The organism is Herbaspirillum sp. 1173, assembly GCF_031455335.1.
Taxonomy (GTDB): Bacteria; Pseudomonadota; Gammaproteobacteria; order Burkholderiales; family Burkholderiaceae_D; genus Herbaspirillum; species Herbaspirillum huttiense.
Window position 1 is genome coordinate 37,968 of record NZ_JAVDSP010000010.1, and the last position, 17,715, is coordinate 55,682.

The 17,715-nt window shown below is 62.2% G+C and carries 11 protein-coding genes; 3 read left to right on the forward strand and 8 right to left on the reverse strand.

Annotated features, from left to right (window positions below; genetic code table 11):
• Nucleotides 1-66: 66 nt before the first annotated feature.
• The 6 genes from J2X56_RS23330 to J2X56_RS23355 all read right to left on the reverse strand — a co-directional run bounded on the left by J2X56_RS23330 (nt 67) and on the right by J2X56_RS23355 (nt 10,796).
• Entirely contained in the window at nt 67-1,866 is a 1,800-nt protein-coding gene (locus J2X56_RS23330) for a M61 family metallopeptidase (protein WP_199725156.1), read from the reverse strand.
• 221 nt (nt 1,867-2,087) lie between these two features.
• The gene (locus J2X56_RS23335) at nt 2,088-3,551 is read right to left on the reverse strand and encodes a glutamate synthase subunit beta (RefSeq protein ID WP_121045824.1); all 1,464 of its coding nucleotides are present in this window, start codon (nt 3,549-3,551) and stop codon (nt 2,088-2,090) included.
• A gap of 108 nt (nt 3,552-3,659) precedes the next feature.
• The gene (locus tag J2X56_RS23340; RefSeq protein ID WP_088756119.1) at nt 3,660-8,336 is read right to left on the reverse strand and encodes a glutamate synthase-related protein; all 4,677 of its coding nucleotides are present in this window, start codon (nt 8,334-8,336) and stop codon (nt 3,660-3,662) included.
• Nucleotides 8,337-8,521: 185 nt separating this feature from the next.
• Nucleotides 8,522-9,253, reverse strand: coding sequence for a transposase (locus J2X56_RS23345; protein ID WP_121045823.1), 732 nt, complete (start codon nt 9,251-9,253; stop codon nt 8,522-8,524).
• A 182-nt stretch (nt 9,254-9,435) separates the two neighbouring features.
• Complete coding sequence (locus J2X56_RS23350; RefSeq protein ID WP_121045822.1) at nt 9,436-10,413, reverse strand: TerC family protein; 978 nt, start codon at nt 10,411-10,413, stop codon at nt 9,436-9,438.
• A gap of 65 nt (nt 10,414-10,478) precedes the next feature.
• Nucleotides 10,479-10,796, reverse strand: coding sequence for a zf-TFIIB domain-containing protein (locus J2X56_RS23355; RefSeq protein WP_121045821.1), 318 nt, complete (start codon nt 10,794-10,796; stop codon nt 10,479-10,481).
• A gap of 176 nt (nt 10,797-10,972) precedes the next feature.
• Here J2X56_RS23355 and nhaR point away from each other — a divergent pair, with 176 nt between their 5' ends.
• Entirely contained in the window at nt 10,973-11,914 is a 942-nt protein-coding gene (gene nhaR, locus J2X56_RS23360) for a transcriptional activator NhaR (protein ID WP_134134399.1), read from the forward strand.
• Nucleotides 11,915-12,282: 368 nt separating this feature from the next.
• Here nhaR and J2X56_RS23365 read toward each other — a convergent pair whose 3' ends face one another.
• On the reverse strand, nt 12,283-13,146 hold the full coding sequence (locus J2X56_RS23365) for a LysR substrate-binding domain-containing protein (RefSeq protein WP_121045819.1): 864 nt from the start codon (nt 13,144-13,146) through the stop codon (nt 12,283-12,285).
• A 117-nt stretch (nt 13,147-13,263) separates the two neighbouring features.
• Between J2X56_RS23365 and J2X56_RS23370 the strand changes: the two genes are divergently transcribed.
• On the forward strand, nt 13,264-14,487 hold the full coding sequence (locus tag J2X56_RS23370) for an MFS transporter (protein ID WP_204727087.1): 1,224 nt from the start codon (nt 13,264-13,266) through the stop codon (nt 14,485-14,487).
• Between the two features lie 82 nt (nt 14,488-14,569).
• Here the strand turns inward: J2X56_RS23370 and J2X56_RS23375 are convergent, their stop codons facing one another.
• Nucleotides 14,570-16,072, reverse strand: coding sequence for an AMP nucleosidase (locus J2X56_RS23375; protein ID WP_310163106.1), 1,503 nt, complete (start codon nt 16,070-16,072; stop codon nt 14,570-14,572).
• Between the two features lie 569 nt (nt 16,073-16,641).
• On the opposite strand from J2X56_RS23375, the gene J2X56_RS23380 reads away from it, so the two are divergent.
• Nucleotides 16,642-17,709 carry a type II asparaginase gene (locus J2X56_RS23380; RefSeq protein WP_310163109.1) on the forward strand — a complete coding sequence of 356 codons (1,068 nt, stop codon included), beginning with the start codon at nt 16,642-16,644 and terminating at the stop codon, nt 17,707-17,709.
• Nucleotides 17,710-17,715 lie beyond the last annotated feature (6 nt).

Below are 17,715 nucleotides of genomic sequence, written 5' to 3' on the forward strand. Positions count from 1 at the left end.
CCGCCAATTTGCGTTGGCGGGTTTTTTTTCGTCTGGCGTGATGGCGACGGGCATCGTCGCATCAAATCAGCGGCCCTTCAGGGTGAGCCATGCCTGGCGCTGGCGCAGCACTGCCACCGGCTTGGCCAGCGGCTTGAGCGTGACCTGCGGTGCGGTATCGGACTTGAGCCTGAGACTGAACTCCATGAGCTCATCACGGCGGAAAGCGTGGATGCGCACGGTGTCATTGAAACGATAGCGCGCCAGCAGACCATCGGGGCCCGCAGCCGGTACGCGCAGGCCATCGATGGCGACCAGTTTGTCGCCAGCCGACAGACCCGCCTGCATCGCGGGACCGCCCTCATAGACGGCGGCCAGCTTGGCATCGCCGCCTTCCTTGCCGATGCGCGCACCGAGCCATGGCTTGGCGTCGGCCGGTACGCTGGCCTCATAAGCCACACCGAAGGCGGGCAGCAGATCGACCAGCGGCACGTCCTCGGTACCACGGATGTGACGGTCATGGAAACGCTTGAGATCAGCGCCGCTCAACTCTTCCATGATGGCCAGGATCTCGTCTTCCGGCACGCCCTGCTGCTTGCCGTCGTAGAAGTCGCGGCCATAGCGTGTCCACAGCCCGCGCATCACGTCATCCAGCGAACGGCGGCCACGGGTCTGGGTGCGGATGGTCAGGTCCAGCCCCAGCGCCACCAGCGAGCCCTTGGTGTAGTAGCTGACGATGGCATTGCTGGCGTTTTCATCCTGACGGTAATACTTCACCCAGGCATCGAAGCTGGACTCGGCCACGCTCTGCTTCTTGCGGCCGGTGCCGCGCAGGACGCCCGTGACCGTCTTGCCGACCAGCTTGAGGTAATTGTCCAGATCGATGACCCCGGTACGGACCAGGAACAGGTCATCGTAATAACTGGTAAAGCCCTCGAAGAGCCACAGCAGCGAGGTGTAATTTTCCTGACGCAAATCGTAGGGCGCGAACACCGCCGGCTTGATGCGCTTGACGTTCCAGGTGTGGAAATACTCATGGCTGCACAAGCCCAGGTAAGTGCGGTAGCCATCGGTCTGTTCCGGCTTGCCCTTGACCGGCAGGTCGGCCCGCGAGCAGATCAGCGCAGTCGATGCACGGTGCTCCAGACCACCGTAGCCGTCACCCACGGCCAGCGTCATGAAGACATAGCGATCCATGGGGGCACGCTTGCTGCGCGGCTCGAAGAAGGCGATCTGCGCCTCGCAGATCTTCTTCAAGTCATCGCACAGGCGCGCCAGGTCGAGATTGGGCACGCGGCCCGTGATGACCACATCGTGTGGCACGCCATGCGCCTGGAAAGTGGCCAGGGCAAAGTCGCCGATCTCTACCGGATGATCAATCAGCGCATCGTAGTTCGGTGCAACGTAAGTCCCGAAACCATAGCGCTTGGCCTTGAGTTCCGGCATGGCCGTGGCCACGCGCCAGCGCTTGAAGTCATCCCCTTCCGGACGGGCGATGTCCACCACGTGCTCGCCCTCCTCGAAACCATGCGCGGCCAGGAAGACGCTGGTGCCATTGAAGAAGCCATGCGTGCGGTCCAGGTGGGCCGTGCGCACCGACAGGTCCCAGGCATACACCTGATAGTGCAGCGTGAGCGCACCCTTGCAAGGGGCGGCTTGCCAGGTGTGCTTGTCCAGTTTCTTCACTGCCACCTTGCGGCCATTGGATTCGCCACGCAGCTGCACGATGTTCTTGCCGAATTCACGAATCATGTAGCTCCCCGGAATCCAGGCAGGCAGCGAGAAGACCTGGCCGTCAGCGGCCGGGCTATCCACGGTGACGCTGACGTCGTAGAGATGGGAGGCAGGATCGAGGGAAGTGATGCGGTAGCGGATCGGGGTTGCCATTGCGATGTGCGTAGGGATGATGCCGGCAGGCGGCGATGGGCCATTTTACACGCGCGGCCAAAGGGCATGGGGCTTGGGGCGCAGGCATGGCAAGAAACACATGACGAAAAAAAACCGGACCGGCTTGCGCCGATCCGGGTCCAGGGTCAAACGAAAACTGCGTACTGCTTGATACTTTTTAAATCATATAAATCATTCAGCGTTCAATACGAGGCGAGCGATCAGCGCGGCAGCAGCGAAGAACCCATCAGGAATTCATCCACCGCACGTGCGCACTGGCGGCCTTCGCGAATCGCCCACACCACCAGCGACTGGCCACGGCGCATGTCACCTGCAGCAAAGACCTTGTCCACCGACGTCTTGTAGCAGCCTTCGCCATCGGTCGTGGCCTTGGCATTGCCGCGTGCATCCTTCTCGACACCGAAGGCATCGAGCACCTGCTGCACCGGCGAGACGAAGCCCATGGCCAGCAGCACCAGGTCAGCCTTGATCTCGAATTCCGAATCGGGCACTTCGACCATCTTGCCGTCCTTGAACTCGACGCGCGCCGCGATCAGCTTCTCGACCTTGCCGCCCTTGCCTTCCAGGCGCTTGGTGGTCACCGCGAAATCACGTGCGCAACCTTCTTCGTGCGAGGAAGAGGTACGCAGCTTGATCGGCCAGTAGGGCCAGACCAGCGGCTTGTTTTCGGATTCCGGCGGTTGCGGCATCAGTTCGAACTGGGTCACCGAAGCCGCACCGTGACGGTTGGAGGTACCGACGCAGTCGGAGCCGGTGTCGCCACCGCCGATGACGACCACGTTCTTGCCGGTGGCCATGATCTGGCTCTTGAGCTTGTCGCCGGCATTGACCTTGTTCTGCAACGGCAGGAAGTCCATGGCGAAATGCACGCCCTTCAGTTCGCGGCCCGGCACCGGCAGGTCACGCGGGGATTCCGCACCACCAGCGATCACGACGGCGTCGAATTCCTTCTTCAGCTCTTCCGGGGTGACGCTTTCCTTGGACCAGTTGTTGACGGTCTCGGGGAATTCCTTGCCGACGAACACGCCGGTACGGAAGCTCACGCCTTCGGCCTTCATCTGTTCGACGCGCAGGTCGATGTGCGACTTTTCCATCTTGAAGTCGGGGATGCCATAACGCAGCAGGCCGCCGACGCGATCATTCTTTTCAAAGACGGTCACGTCGTGACCGGCGCGCGCCAGCTGCTGGGCAGCGGCCAAGCCGGCAGGACCGGAGCCGACCACGGCGACCTTCTTGCCGGTCTTGACCGCAGCAGGTTGCGGCACGACCCAGCCGTTTTCCCAGCCCTTGTCGATGATGAAGTGCTCGATCGACTTGATGCCCACGGCGTCATTGTTGATGCCCAGAGTGCAGGCGGCTTCGCAGGGTGCCGGGCAGATGCGGCCGGTGAACTCGGGGAAGTTGTTGGTCTGGTGCAGGGTGTCCAGGGCTTCCTTGTAGTTGCCGCGATAGACCAGGTCATTCCAGTCGGGAATGATGTTGTTGACCGGGCAGCCGTTGTTGCAGAAGGGGATGCCGCAGTCCATGCAACGTGCGCCCTGGATCTTGGCGTCAGCGTCGCTCAGGTGCAGGACGAATTCCTTGTAATGCTTGGTACGCGCGGCAGGTGCCTCGCTGGCCTCTTTCAGGCGCTGGTACTCCATGAAACCGGTTGCTTTTCCCATTTTCCTCTCACATTCTCGCTAAGGATGCGGCGGGCGGCGCTCTTCACTTTTCGCGCCACGCCCGCCGGCGTGCTTGATTGATTAGTCCGATTGATGCCTGGCTGAAAATCAGGCAGCGACCTTTTCCTTCTTCGTTTCGGCAGCGGCGGCCAGTTCGGCCAGCGCACGCTTGTACTCGGTCGGGAACACCTTGACGAACTTGGCGCGCGACGCCGCCCAGTTATCCAGCAGGTAGCGCGCACGCGTGCTGCCGGTGTACTTGAAGTGGCGTTCAATCAAGCCGCGCAGGATGGCTTCGTCGGTCTGGCGCTCGCCACCGCGCAGCAGGCTGTGCCAGATGTCGCGGCCCAGGGTCTGCTCCTGCTCGGTGTCGGACAGGACCTTCTCCAGGCTGACCATCGAGGTATTGCACTTGCCGGCGAAATCGCCTTCCGGGTCATACACGTAAGCGATACCACCCGACATGCCCGCTGCGAAGTTGCGGCCGGTATTGCCCAGCACCACCACGGTGCCGCCGGTCATGTATTCGCAACCGTGGTCGCCGGTGCCTTCCACCACTGCAGTGGCACCGGAGTTGCGCACGGCGAAACGCTCGCCGGCCACGCCGTTGATGAAGGCTTCACCGCTGATGGCACCGTACAGGACGGTATTGCCGGAGATCATGTTGTCCACCGCACGGCCACGGAACTCGGTGTTGGGACGCACGATGATGCGGCCACCCGACAAGCCCTTGCCGACGTAGTCGTTGCCTTCGCCGACCAGGTCCAGGGTCACGCCCTTGGCCAGGAAAGCGCCGGCGGACTGGCCTGCGGTCCCTTGCAGCTGGATGTGGATGGTGTCGTCCGGCAGGCCTTCATCGCCATAACGCTTGGCCACTTCACCCGAGAGCATGGCGCCGACGGTACGGTTGAGGTTCTTGATCGGGGAGATGAAGGAAACCTTCTCGCCCTTTTCCAGCGCGATCTTGGCTTGCGCGATCAGCTTGTGGTCCAGTGCCTTGTCCAGGCCGTGGTCTTGCACGTCGGTGTGGTACACCGGCAGGTTCGACTCGGGCTGGTGGAAGATGCGGCTGAAGTCCAGGCCCTTGGCCTTCCAGTGCGCGATGGCCTTGGAACGGTCCAGCAGGTCAGCGCGGCCGATCAGTTCGTCGAACTTGCGGATGCCCAGCTGGGCCATGATCTGGCGCGCTTCTTCAGCGATGAAGAAGAAGAAGTTGACCACGTGTTCCGGCTTGCCGGAGAACTTGGCGCGCAGCACCGGATCTTGCGTAGCCACGCCTACCGGGCAGGTGTTCAGGTGGCACTTGCGCATCATGATGCAGCCTTCGACCACCAGCGGTGCGGTGGCGAAACCGAATTCGTCCGCGCCCAGCATGGCACCGATGACCACGTCACGGCCAGTCTTCATCTGGCCGTCAGCCTGCACGCGGATGCGGTTGCGCAGGCCGTTCAGGACCAGGGTCTGCTGGGTTTCAGCCAGACCCAGTTCCCACGGGGAACCGGCGTGCTTGATCGAAGACAGCGGCGAAGCACCGGTACCGCCATCGTGACCGGCGATGACCACGTGATCCGACTTGGCCTTGGCCACGCCGGCAGCAACGGTACCCACACCCACTTCGGAGACCAGCTTGACCGAGATGGAAGCGCGCGGGTTGACGTTCTTCAGGTCGTGGATCAACTGGGCCAGATCCTCGATGGAGTAGATGTCATGGTGCGGCGGCGGCGAGATCAGGCCCACGCCCGGCACCGACACGCGCAGCTTGGCGATGTATTCCGAGACCTTGTGGCCGGGCAGCTGGCCGCCTTCGCCAGGCTTGGCACCCTGGGCCATCTTGATCTGGATCTGGTCGGCCGAGATCAGGTATTCGGCGGAGACGCCGAAACGGCCCGATGCCACCTGCTTGATGCGCGAGCGCAGCGAGTCGCCTTCCAGCAGGGGAATGTCGACTTCGATGTGTTCGCGGCCGATTTCGGACGCCAGGGTCGCACCTTGCTTGATGGGGATGCCCTTCAACTCGTTGCGATAACGGTTGACGTCCTCGCCACCTTCACCGGTGTTGGACTTGCCGCCGATGCGGTTCATCGCGATGGCCAGCGTGGCGTGGGCTTCGGTCGAGATCGAGCCCAGCGACATGGCACCGGTGGCGAAGCGCTTGACGATTTCCTTGGCCGGTTCCACTTCATCGATCGAGATCGCCTTGGAGGGGTCGATCTTGAACTCGAACAGGCCGCGCAGCGTCATGTGGCGCTTGGACTGGTCGTTGATGATCTGGGCGTATTCCTTGTAGGTGTTGTAGCTGTTCGAACGGGTCGAGTGCTGCAGCTTGGCGATCGCGTCCGGGGTCCACATGTGCTCTTCGCCACGGATGCGGAAGGCGTATTCGCCACCGGCGTCCAGGGCGTTGGCCAGCACCGGGTCGGCGCTGAAGGCGGCGGTGTGCAGGCGCAGCGCTTCTTCGGCCACTTCGAACACGCCGATGCCTTCGACGTTGGACGCGGTGCCCTTGAAGTACTTGTCCACCAGTGCCTTCGACAGGCCGATGGCTTCGAAGATCTGCGCGCCGCAGTAGGACATGTAGGTCGAGATGCCCATCTTGGACATGACCTTCAGCAGGCCCTTGCCGACCGCCTTCTGGAAGTTGTAGATGGCCTTCTCAGGCGACAGGTCGCCCGGCAGACCCTTGGCCAGATCGGCCAGCGTGTCCATGGCCAGGTACGGGTGGATCGCTTCGGCGCCATAGCCTGCCAGCAGGGCGAAGTGGTGCGTTTCGCGGGCCGAACCGGTTTCCACCACCAGGCCGGTGGAGGTGCGCAGGCCCTTGCTGACCAGGTGCTGGTGGATGGCCGAGGTGGCCAGCAGTGCCGGGATCGGCAGCTGGTCGGCATCGACCTTGCGGTCCGAGATGATCAGGATGTTGTGGCCCGACTTGACCGCATCCACGGCCTTGGCGCACAGCGAAGCCAGGCGCGCTTCGATGCCTTCCTTGCCCCAGGCGACGGGGTAGCAGATGTTCAGTTCGTAGGACTTGAACTTGCCGCCGCTGTGCGCGCTGATGTTGCGCAGCTTGGCGATGTCGTCATAGTCCAGCACCGGCTGCGACACTTCCAGGCGCATCGGCGGGTTGATGTTGTTGGTGTCCAGCAGGTTGGGCTTGGGGCCGATGAAGGACACCAGCGACATGACCAGCGCTTCGCGGATCGGGTCGATCGGCGGGTTGGTCACCTGCGCGAACAACTGACGGAAGTAGTTGTACAGCGGCTTGTTCTTGTTGGACATGACCGCCAGCGGCGAGTCATTGCCCATGGAGCCGATGGCTTCCTCGCCACCGCTGGCCATGGGGGCCATCAGGAACTTGACGTCTTCCTGGGTGTAGCCGAAGACCTGCTGCAGGTCCAAGAGCTTCAGGGACGAGGACGGCTGGCGCGGCTCTTCCTTCAACTCGTCCAGCTTGACGCGTACCGAGTTGATCCACTGCTTGTAGGGCTTGGCGTTGGCGTAGGTGTCCTTCAGTTCCTTGTCGTCGATGATGCGGCCGGCATCCAGGTCGATCAGGAACATCTTGCCCGGCTGCAGGCGCCACTTCTGGATGATCTTGGACTCGGGAATGGGCAGCACGCCGGATTCGGAAGCCATCACCACCAGGTCGTCATCGGTGACGATGTAGCGCGCCGGACGCAGGCCGTTGCGGTCCAGCGTGCCGCCGATGTGGCGGCCGTCGGTGAAGGCCAGCGCAGCGGGGCCGTCCCACGGTTCCATCATGGCGGCGTGGTATTCGTAGAAGGCGCGGCGGTTGTCGTCCATCGAGGTGTGGTTTTCCCAGGCTTCGGGGACCATCATCATCATCGCCTGCGGCAGCGGATAGCCGGCCATGACCAGCAGTTCCAGCGCGTTGTCGAAGCTGGCGGTATCGGACTGGCCTTCATAGATCAGCGGGAACAGCTTCTTGAGGTCCGAACCCAGCACGGCCGACTGCATCACGCCTTCGCGGGCGCGCATCCAGTTGAAGTTGCCCTTGACGGTGTTGATTTCACCGTTGTGGGCGATCAGGCGGTACGGGTGGGCCAGCGGCCATTCCGGGAAAGTGTTGGTGGAGAAGCGCTGGTGCACCAGGGCCAGCGCGGAGACACAGCGCTCGTCCTGCAGGTCCTTGTAGTACACGCCGACCTGGTCGGCCAGCAGCAGGCCCTTGTAGACCACGGTGCGGGCCGACATCGAGGGCACGAAGAATTCCTTGCCGTGCAGCAGGTTCAGGGCCTGGATGGCGTGGCCGGAGGACTTGCGGATCACGTACAGCTTGCGTTCCAGCGCGTCGGTGACCATCACGTCGGGGCCGCGGCCGATGAAGATCTGGCGGATCACCGGCTCTTTTTCGCGTACGGTCGGCGACATCGGCATGTCGCGGTCCACCGGCACATCGCGCCAGCCCAGCACGATCTGGCCTTCGGCCAGCACCGCGCGTTCGATTTCCTGTTCACAGGCAATGCGGGAAGCGTTTTCCTTGGGCAGGAAGATCATGCCCACGCCATATTCACCGGGCGGCGGCAGGTCCACGCCCTGCTTGGCCATCTCTTCACGGTAATACTGGTCGGGGATCTGGATCAGGATACCGGCACCGTCACCCATCAACGGGTCGGCACCGACAGCACCCCGGTGATCCAGGTTCTTCAGGATGAGCAAACCCTGGTCAACGATGGAATGGGTTTTCTTGCCCTTGATGTGGGCGATGAAACCGACGCCACAGGCGTCATGTTCATTTGCTGGGTCGTAAAGGCCTTGCGCGTGCATAACGGTACTCCACCACATTGACAGTAAGGATTTGAAGAATAGTGCACTGCACCCAATAGTTCAATGAAAATAATTAGGGTCTGAGTGCAATTAAAATCCCCAAGATTTTCTGGATTTTTCTAATGGGGACAGAGTGAAGCAATGCAGATTCAAGTCCCTGATTAAAAAGACTTATTTTTGAAAGCTTACGATTCTTGCCGGACGGATACTTCATCCGCCTCGCCCGCAATGCGAACGATGGCGGGACGGCCACGCTTGGCCGGACTGACGCGCCGGTGGGTCTGGCGCTCCAGCCCCTGCTTGAAATCTTCCGAACCCAGCGCCCAACCCTTGAGCGTGGCATCGGTGATGCGCTCCACTTCGGCGCGCGCCAGTCCTTCTTCGGTGAGCTGGCGATAAGCGATCTCACGATCGAAGGGAGTGTTGCCAATCGACCAATATTGAGGATGGTCGGTGATCAGCCCATCCTGCTTGGCCCCGATGTGATGCATGTAGCTGGACCACGGATAATCCCCCGGGCTGGCCGCCAGGCCATTGCGCACCGGGTTGAGCTCGATGTAGCGGCAGATGGCCAGCAGGTAGAGCTCGGGGTCGATGACGGTGGCGCGGTAACGCCCCTGCCACAGCGTGCCGCTGCGTCCATGCTTCTGGTTGAAATACGGGACGTAGTGACGTCCGATCCATTGCATCATCCGTGCCAGGCCTTGATCGTCGGCCGGAGTAGCCAGCAGGTGCAGGTGATCCGGCATGAGCACATAGGCATGGACGGCCACCTTGAATTGTCTTGCAGCCTCCTTGAGCCAGCCGAGGAAGGCCAGATGGTCATCAGCATCACGGAAGATGGACAGGCCGTCATGGCCACGCTGGATGATGTGGTGCGGCTGGTGCGGAACGACGAGTCGGGGAAGGCGGGCCATGGCAGACGCTGCAAACCGGTTGAGTGGAGCAGACATTCTAATGCACTCCGTCCCCAATAAACGCGCGATGCCGAATTTGCATCGTTTTATCCACTTCGTTCACTCGCGCATAAAAAAACCGGCCAGATCGCTCCAGCCGGTCAAGCCCCACGTTGAATTGTTCACATCTCCATCAAAGCCGCTTATACCGCCGTGGTTTCCTTGTCCTTGCCCTTGGTCAGGACCAGGCTGGCGATGATGGAGATCACCAGGATGGCACCGACGATGGACAGCGAGACCAGCACCGGCACGTGGAACCAGTAGGACGCCAGCATCTTGCCGCCCACGAACAGCAGCACCAGGGCCAGGCCATACTTGAGCAGGTGGAAGCGCTCTGCCGAATCAGCCAGCAGGAAGTACAGCGCACGCAGACCCATGATGGCGAACATGTTCGAGGTGAAGACGATGAACGGATCCTTGGTGATGGCGAAGATCGCCGGGATGCTGTCCACCGCGAAAATCACGTCGGAAATCTCGATCAGCAGCAGCACCAGCATCAGCGGGGTGAAATAGCGCACGCCATTGATGCGGGTGGTGAAGTTTTCACCGTCATAGTTGTCACTGATCTTCATATGGCCGCGCAGCCAGCGCAGCAGCGGGTTGTCACCCAGATCAGCTTCCTTGTCGGCAAAGATCAGCATCTTGATGCCAGTAAACACCAGGAAGGCACCGAACACGTACAGGATCCAGCTGAACTGCGCGATCATCCAGGCACCCAGCAAAATCATCACGGCGCGCATGACGATGGCACCGATGACGCCGTACAGCAGCACGCGGCGCTGCATTTCAGCCGGCACCGCGAAGTAGCTGAAGATCATCAGGAACACGAAGATGTTGTCGACCGACAGCGCCTTCTCGATCAGGTAACCGGAGAGGAACTCGGCGCCCTTCTGGTTGGCGAACTCGCGGCCGACGTTGGCATCGAGGTACCACCACATCAGGCCGGCGAACAGGAAGGCCAGCGACACCCATACCACCGACCAGCTCAACGCCTCCCTGGGCGACACCCGGTGGGCGTTGCGGCCACCCAGGGCAAACATGTCCACGGCCAGCATCCCCAGCACGAAGACGATGAAACCTATCCACATGGGCAGGCTTGCGAAACTCTCTACACCGTTCACGTCATACCTCTCTTCTTGTTCACCCGCCGGCGGCGGGCTCGGTTATCGGTTTTGGGAAAAAATCTTCAATCGAAGTCGAAGATTTCACCCAGGAAGCCTTTTTTCTTGCGCTTGTATTCATATCCATGGCCACTGCGACCATAGCGGGCATCGTACCCGCCCTGCGGGGGCATCGGTGGCGTGTGCGGCGCAGGCGGCATGTGCGTCCGCGCTGCCTGTACCGGAGCAGGGGCGCTCACCTGGCTGGCGGCCGAGCGTTCGATGAGCTTGTCCAGCTCGCCGCGATCCAGCCACACACCCCGACATTGGGGGCAATAATCGATCTCGATGCCCTGACGTTCCGAGATCAGCAGGTTGTGCACTGTACAAACGGGACATTTCATCAGGCTTCTCCTTCATTCAGCGTTGGCAACGATACCCGGCACGGCGACAACTCCCCACCGCACCTAACAAGGCGCTACTGTAGGCCAAACCAGACTGAATGAAAATTCGAATATTTTGAGATAATACTTCGGAAAAACCGAAGTATTGCAATCGCCCCGCAACCAGGAAGCAGCCCATGGCCAGCCTCAACTACAAGCATCTCCACTATTTCTGGACGGTCGCCAAGACCGGCGGCGTGGCGCGCGCCAGCGAGCGGCTGCACCTGACCGCGCAGACCATCAGTGGCCAGATCAGCCTGTTCGAGGAATCCCTGGGCTACAAGCTCTTCAAGCGCGTGGGCCGGCGGTTGGAACTCAATGATGAAGGCCGCATGGTGTTCGATTACGCCGAACGCATCTTCAGCCTCGGCGAGGAGCTGGAAGAAGCCCTGCGCCTGCGCCCCGGCGGACGCACGCTGCAACTGCGCGTGGGCGTGGCCGATGCCGTGCCCAAGGCGATTGCCTACCTGCTGCTGGAAAGCGCACTGGCAATGCAGGACCCGATCCGCATCATCTGCCGCGAAGGCAAGCTGGACGTACTGCTGGCCGACCTGGCCATCCACAAGCTGGACATCATCATCGCCGACAGCCCGATGCCGCCCAATGTGGACGTGCGCGGCTACCACCACCTGCTGGGCGAATGCGATACCAGCTTCTTTGCCACGCCCGAACTGGCCAGGCGCTATCGCAAGGGCTTTCCGCAGAGCCTCGATGCCGCGCCCTTCCTGATGCCAGGGGAAGATGCGGCGGTGCGTCCGCGCCTGCTGCGCTGGTTCGAGAAGGAAGGCATCCGCCCACAGATCACGGGGGAATTCGACGATGGAGCCCTGCTGCTGGCCTTCGGCGACGCCGGCGCGGGCATCTTTGCGGCCCCCACGGCGATTGCCGGGCAGATCCGCAAGCAATATGGACTGGTGGAGATCGGCAAGACCGACGCCATCCGCGAGCAGTTCTATGCGATCTCGGTCGAACGCAGGCTGAGCCATCCCGCCGTGCTGGCGATCCAGACGGCGGCGCGTGGCAACCTCATCGTGGGCAGCACGCCACCCCGGCCCGACGGCAAGACCGGGACCCGGTGATGAGACCGGCGGGCACAAGGATGCAGGATGCGGAAAAAAACGAAAATATATGCACCTTGGTACATATCCCTTGCACACATGTGGCAAACTGACTCGTCATACCAGTGCAGTCGTAAATGACGGGAAATGCAGGGCTGAAAATGGGATGAAAAAACGCGGTACAAAAGAAAAACCCCACGGCCCTTGCGAGTCGTGGGGTAAATCCCATTCTCGGGGGGGAGAATGGAGGGGGAACTTCAATATAGGGAAATAGCCGAGCTGTCGCAGCCGTTTTTACAAATGGTTACACCCTCTTCATATGCTGCAACCGCAAACATATTTGTGGCGTGGAGGTTCATATCAAAACAATCCGGTATGAATCCAATATATCAAAGACTTGCCACAAGTAAAGAACGCAAGGCCAGCAGTGAAGCCGAGCTGCGTTCCCGCCGGCTGATCAGGAAGGTGGTCACGCGGCCATCGCGGCCCAGCGAATGGGTGGCAAATCCATGCGGTTCCATCTGCATCGCGATCACCGAACGCGGCACCACCGCCACCCCGGCACCAGCGGCCACGCAGGCCAGGATGGCGTGATAGGAGGCCAGTTCCAGCGTGCGTACCGGCACCCCGCCCTTGCCTTGGCCGGCGAACCAGCTTTCTGCATGGCGGCGGTAGGCGCAGCCCTGCTCGAAGACGATCAGGGTATCCAGCATCACATCCTCGGGCGAGCGCACCCGGCGATGGCTGCGCGGCGTCACCAGCAGCAGTTCTTCCTTGTACAGCGGTGTCGCGGACAGGGCGCCATCCTCGATGGGCCCGGCCACCAGCGCCGCATCCAGCTTGCCGGCGCGCACCCCGGCGATCAGTACGTCGGTCGGCCCGGTCGACAGTTCAAGCCGCACTTCGGGCCAGCGCTGGTGGAATTCGGCCAAGGGTGCCGGCAAGCGGCTGGCGGCGGCGCTTTCCATGGAGCCGATGCGCAGGCGGCCACGCGGATTCTGCGGCGACACCACCTCGCGCGCCTCCTGCACCAGGTCGAGGATGCGCTCGGCGTAATCCAGCAGGGCTTCGCCCGAGGCGGTCAGCACCAGCCGCTTGCGGTCGCGCACGAACAGCGGCACGCCGATGGATTGCTCCAGCTGCTTGATGCGCGTGGTGACATTGGACTGCACCCGGTTGAGCCGCTCGGCGGCTCGGGTCACGCCGCCTTCGGCGACGACGGTGCGGAAGATTTCCAGTTCGGCCAGTTCCATGGCTGCTCCAGTGGATGTTCTCGAATCAAGATGAAGTCATCCCGATTATTCATTTTTTGGAATGACTGAAAGACGATAGCATAGACCCCTGTTCACCTCACGCCTTTGCGCTTGCCCATGACCCAGCCCGCCGCCTCACACCCCAGCGCCTCCCTTCACGCGCTGGCCTGGAAAGTCTGCCTGTCCGGCATGGTGGCCCTGTCGGTGGCGATGGGCATCGGCCGTTTCGCCTTCACGCCGCTGCTGCCGATGATGCTGCATGAAGGCAGCCTCTCGCTGCAGATGGGCGGCTGGCTGGCCACCGCCAATTACCTGGGCTACTTCGCCGGTGCCATGCTGTGCGCCTTCCATCGCAGCAAGCGCGGCGTGGCCATGCTGCGCGCCGGGCTGGTGGTGACCATCCTGCTCACGCTGGGCATGGGCGTGCTGCATCAGGACTGGATCTGGCTGTGGATGCGCTTTCTCTCGGGCGTGGCCAGCGCCTATGTGTTCGTCTATACCGCCGGCTGGTGCCTGCAGCAGCTGACGCAGCTGGGCCGTCCGGAACTGGGCGGCGTGATCTTCTGTGGTCCCGGCCTGGGCATCGCGCTGACCGGCCTGCTCTCGGGCCCCATGATTGCGGCCGGCTGGCTGGCGGCGGGCGGCTGGATAGCCTTCGGCGTGATCGCGCTGGGGCTCACGGCATTGGTGTGGAAGTCGTTCAGCTTCGATGCCGGGCGCGGTCTCAACGTGCATCCGCATGACAGCAATGCAGCACAGGCTCCGGTCCCGGAATCGGCGAGCCGGAAGCGGGAAGTGATGATCCAGGTGATTGCCTACGGCATCGCCGGATTCGGATATATCATCACCGCCACCTTCCTGCCGGTGATCGCGCGCCAGGCGCTGCCGGGCTCGGTGTGGCCGGATTACTTCTGGCCCATCTTCGGCTTGTCGGTGGCGGCCGGGGCCTTCAGCGCCACGCGGCTGTCGGTGCAGGGCGACCAGCGCCTGCTGCTGACCGGGGCTTACCTGATGCAGGCGGCGGGAGTGCTGGTGTCGATCCTGTTCCCCACTGCACCCGGCTTTGCGTTGAGCTGTCTGCTGCTCGGTCTGCCCTTCACCGCCATTACCCTGTTCGGCATGCGCGAAGCACGCCGCCTGCGGCGCGAACAGGCCAGCAGCCTGATGGCCCTGATGACCGCCGCCTACGGCATCGGCCAGATCGCCGGCCCGCCGCTGGCCACCGCCCTGGTGCACGGCAGCGGCTCCTTCACGCCCTCACTGTGCGTGGCGGCGGTGACGCTGCTCATCGGTGCGGGACTCTACTATCGACTCACGATCACGCATCGCCTGCCGCGCTGATCCGCTCTTCGACGCATCATGAAAAACGCCCGCGACATCGACTGTCTCGGGCGTTCGTCCTTGCAGCCACCAGCAATGTAGATCAGCGGAAGGCCGGCTCCGCGAAGCTGCGCAGCTTGCGGCTGTGCACCTGCTCGATGCCATTGTTGCGCAACAGCTCCAGCGCGCGAATGCCGATCTGCAAGTGCTGCGCCACGCGCTGCTCGTAGAAGGTATTGGCCATGCCGGGCAGCTTGATCTCACCGTGCAGCGGCTTGTCCGAGACACACAGCAGCGTGCCGTAGGGAACCCGGAAGCGGAAACCGTTGGCCGCCACCGTCGCGCTTTCCATATCCAGCGCGATGGCGCGGCTCTGCGAGAAGCGCAGCAGCGGCATGCGATGGTCGCGCAGTTCCCAGTTGCGGTCATCGACCGAGGCCACGGTGCCGGTACGCATGATGCGCTTCAACTCATAGCCATCGAGCTGGGTGATGCTGGCCACCGCATCCTGCAAGGCCAGCTGCACTTCAGCCAGTGCCGGGATCGGCACCCACAGCGGCAGGTCATCATCGAGCACGTGATCGTCCCGCACATAGGCGTGTGCCAGCACGTAATCGCCCATGCGCTGCGAGGCCGACAAGCCGGCGCAGTGGCCCAGCATCAGCCAGCCGTGCGGACGCAAGACGGCCACGTGATCGGTCACCGTCTTCGCATTGGACGGACCCACGCCGATATTGACCAGGGTGATGCCGCTACCATCGGCGCGCTGCAGGTGATAGGCCGGCATCTGCGGCTGCCGTGCTGGTGCCACACCGGAAACTGGCCTGGTCTCTGTACCGGTCTGGTTGGCACTCCAGGTGGTGACATTACCGGGCTCGACGAAGGCAGTGTACTGGCGGCGATAGGCCAGTTCATCCGGATCATCGGTCGGCTCCATCAGGCGCCGGCCCAGGCGCACGAATTCATCGACGTAGAAAGCGTAGTTGGTGAAGAGCACGTAGCGCTGGAACTGGTCCGGCGAGGTCGCCGTGTAATGGCGCAGGCGATGCAGCGAGTAATCGATGCGCGGCCCGGTGAACAGCGCCAGCGGATGCGGCCCTTCGCGCCAGGCACCGTTGTCCACTTCATAGGTGCCGTTGGCGATGCGGTCATCCATGGTCGCCAGGTCGGGCAGGTCGAAGTAATCGGGCAGCGTGCGCAGGTGTTCCGGGTCCAGGCTGCCTTCCACGTGTATGCCTTCGGGGAAGGCGAAGTGCACCGGGATCGGCAGCTCGCTCACGCCCACTTCCAGCGGCACCTCATGGTTCTGCAGCACAAGCTTGAATTGCGCCAGCAGGTATTGATGGAACAGCTTGGGACGCGTGAGCGTGGTCTCGTAGCAGCCGGGACCGGCCACGAAACCGAAGGACTGGCGGGTATCGGTGTGGGTGGATTTTTCGGTGGTGATGCGCACGAAGGGATAGCAGGCACGCACCCGCTGCGGCATCCCCTGGCCGCTGGAGAACTGGCGGAAGGCATCGCGCAGGATAGCCGTGTTGTGTTCGTAGATCTCCAGCACGCGCTCATAGGCGGCTTCGGGGTTGGTGAATTTTTCTGTGGCAAACATCGTGGTTCTCCATCATTGCCGCGCGCCGCACCGGTGTGACAGCCAATGCGCTGGGGCGGCGCGGCCGGTTGGACCGGTCATTCATCGAAAGAACTTGTGCGCGGCACCATCTTACCTGAGAGCGCTGCTTTCCACGCAGCTGCGCCATGCCGCGATCAAGCAGGACAATGCCGCGCTTGTCAGGCTTTGCTGCACTCTGATTCGGTGATATCTTCCGAGTTCTTCGGCGCGATTTACTTATTTTTTCAAGCGCGCCTTCCCTGCCCGCCAGCCCTGCGCCGGCGCACCCCGGCCACCTGCGTCAGCGCGCTGTCAGTTGCGGGTCTTTTTTCCCTTTTCGATCACCCCAACCGGTCCAAAACGCACCAAACGTGCGTGCACCCCCGTCGCAAAGGCCCGTCCCATGCGGCTTTCTCACCCGATAAAAAAACCTTTGATTGCCAGGCGAGCCGGTGCTATCGTGTCGGCGCTTTTGGCGGGATGAGATCGCGCGGCAAGACGTGAGACATCTTCGCAAGGCTACCAATAAAACTAAGAAAATCCATTCAACCACTCGTTCAGAGGCAAACATGTTCATCAGAAAAATCTTCCAGCAGATGCTGGTCCTGCTCTGCCTGGCCGCGGCCGCAGCCGCACAAGCACAAAACCTGCCCAACGTGGTCATCCTGGCCACCGGCGGCACCATCGCCGGTACCGGTGCCACCAGCACCACCACCGTCGGCTACACCGCCGCCAAGGTCGGCGTGGATGCGCTGATCGCCGCCGTTCCCGAACTCAAGAAGGTCGCCAACGTGCGCGGCGAGCAGGTCATGCAGATCGCCAGCGAGAACATGAACAACGAGGCCTGGCTGAAGCTGGCCAAGCGCGTCAACACCCTGCTGGCGCAGAGTGACGTCGATGGCATCGTCATCACCCACGGCACCGATACCATCGAAGAAACCGCCTACTTCCTGGACCTGGTGGTCAAGAGCAAGAAGCCGGTGGTGATCGTGGGCGCGATGCGTCCCTCCACCGCCATCAGCGCTGACGGCCCGATCAACCTGTACAACGCCGTACTGCTGGCCGGCTCCAAGGAAGCCGTCGGCAAGGGCGTGCTGGTGACCCTGAACGACCAGATCAATGCTGGCCGTGAAGTGACCAAGACCAACACCTCCACCATGGACACCTTCAAGACGCCGGAACTGGGCTTCCTGGGCTACATCCAGGGCAGCAAGCCGTACTTCTATCGCCAGTCCACCCGCAAGAACACGGCCGACACCCCGTTCGACATCATGAACCTGGACAAGCTGCCGCAAGTGGACATCGTCTACGGCTACGCCAACATGAACCCGATCGCCCTGAACGCCTTCGTGGCCGCTGGTGCGCAAGGCATCATCCACGCCGGCGTGGGTGACGGCAGCCTGAACAACACCGTCGTACCGTCGCTGACCGAGGCCCGCAAGAAGGGCGTCGTGATCGTGCGTTCCAGCCGCGTCGGCCAGGGCATCGTGGCGCGCAACGGCGAAGCTGACGATGACAAGCTGGACTTCGTGGTCTCCGATACGCTGAACCCGCAGAAGGCGCGCATCCTGCTGATGCTGGCCCTGACCAAGACCACCGACAGCAAGGAAATCCAGAAGATGTTCTGGGAGTACTGATCCTGC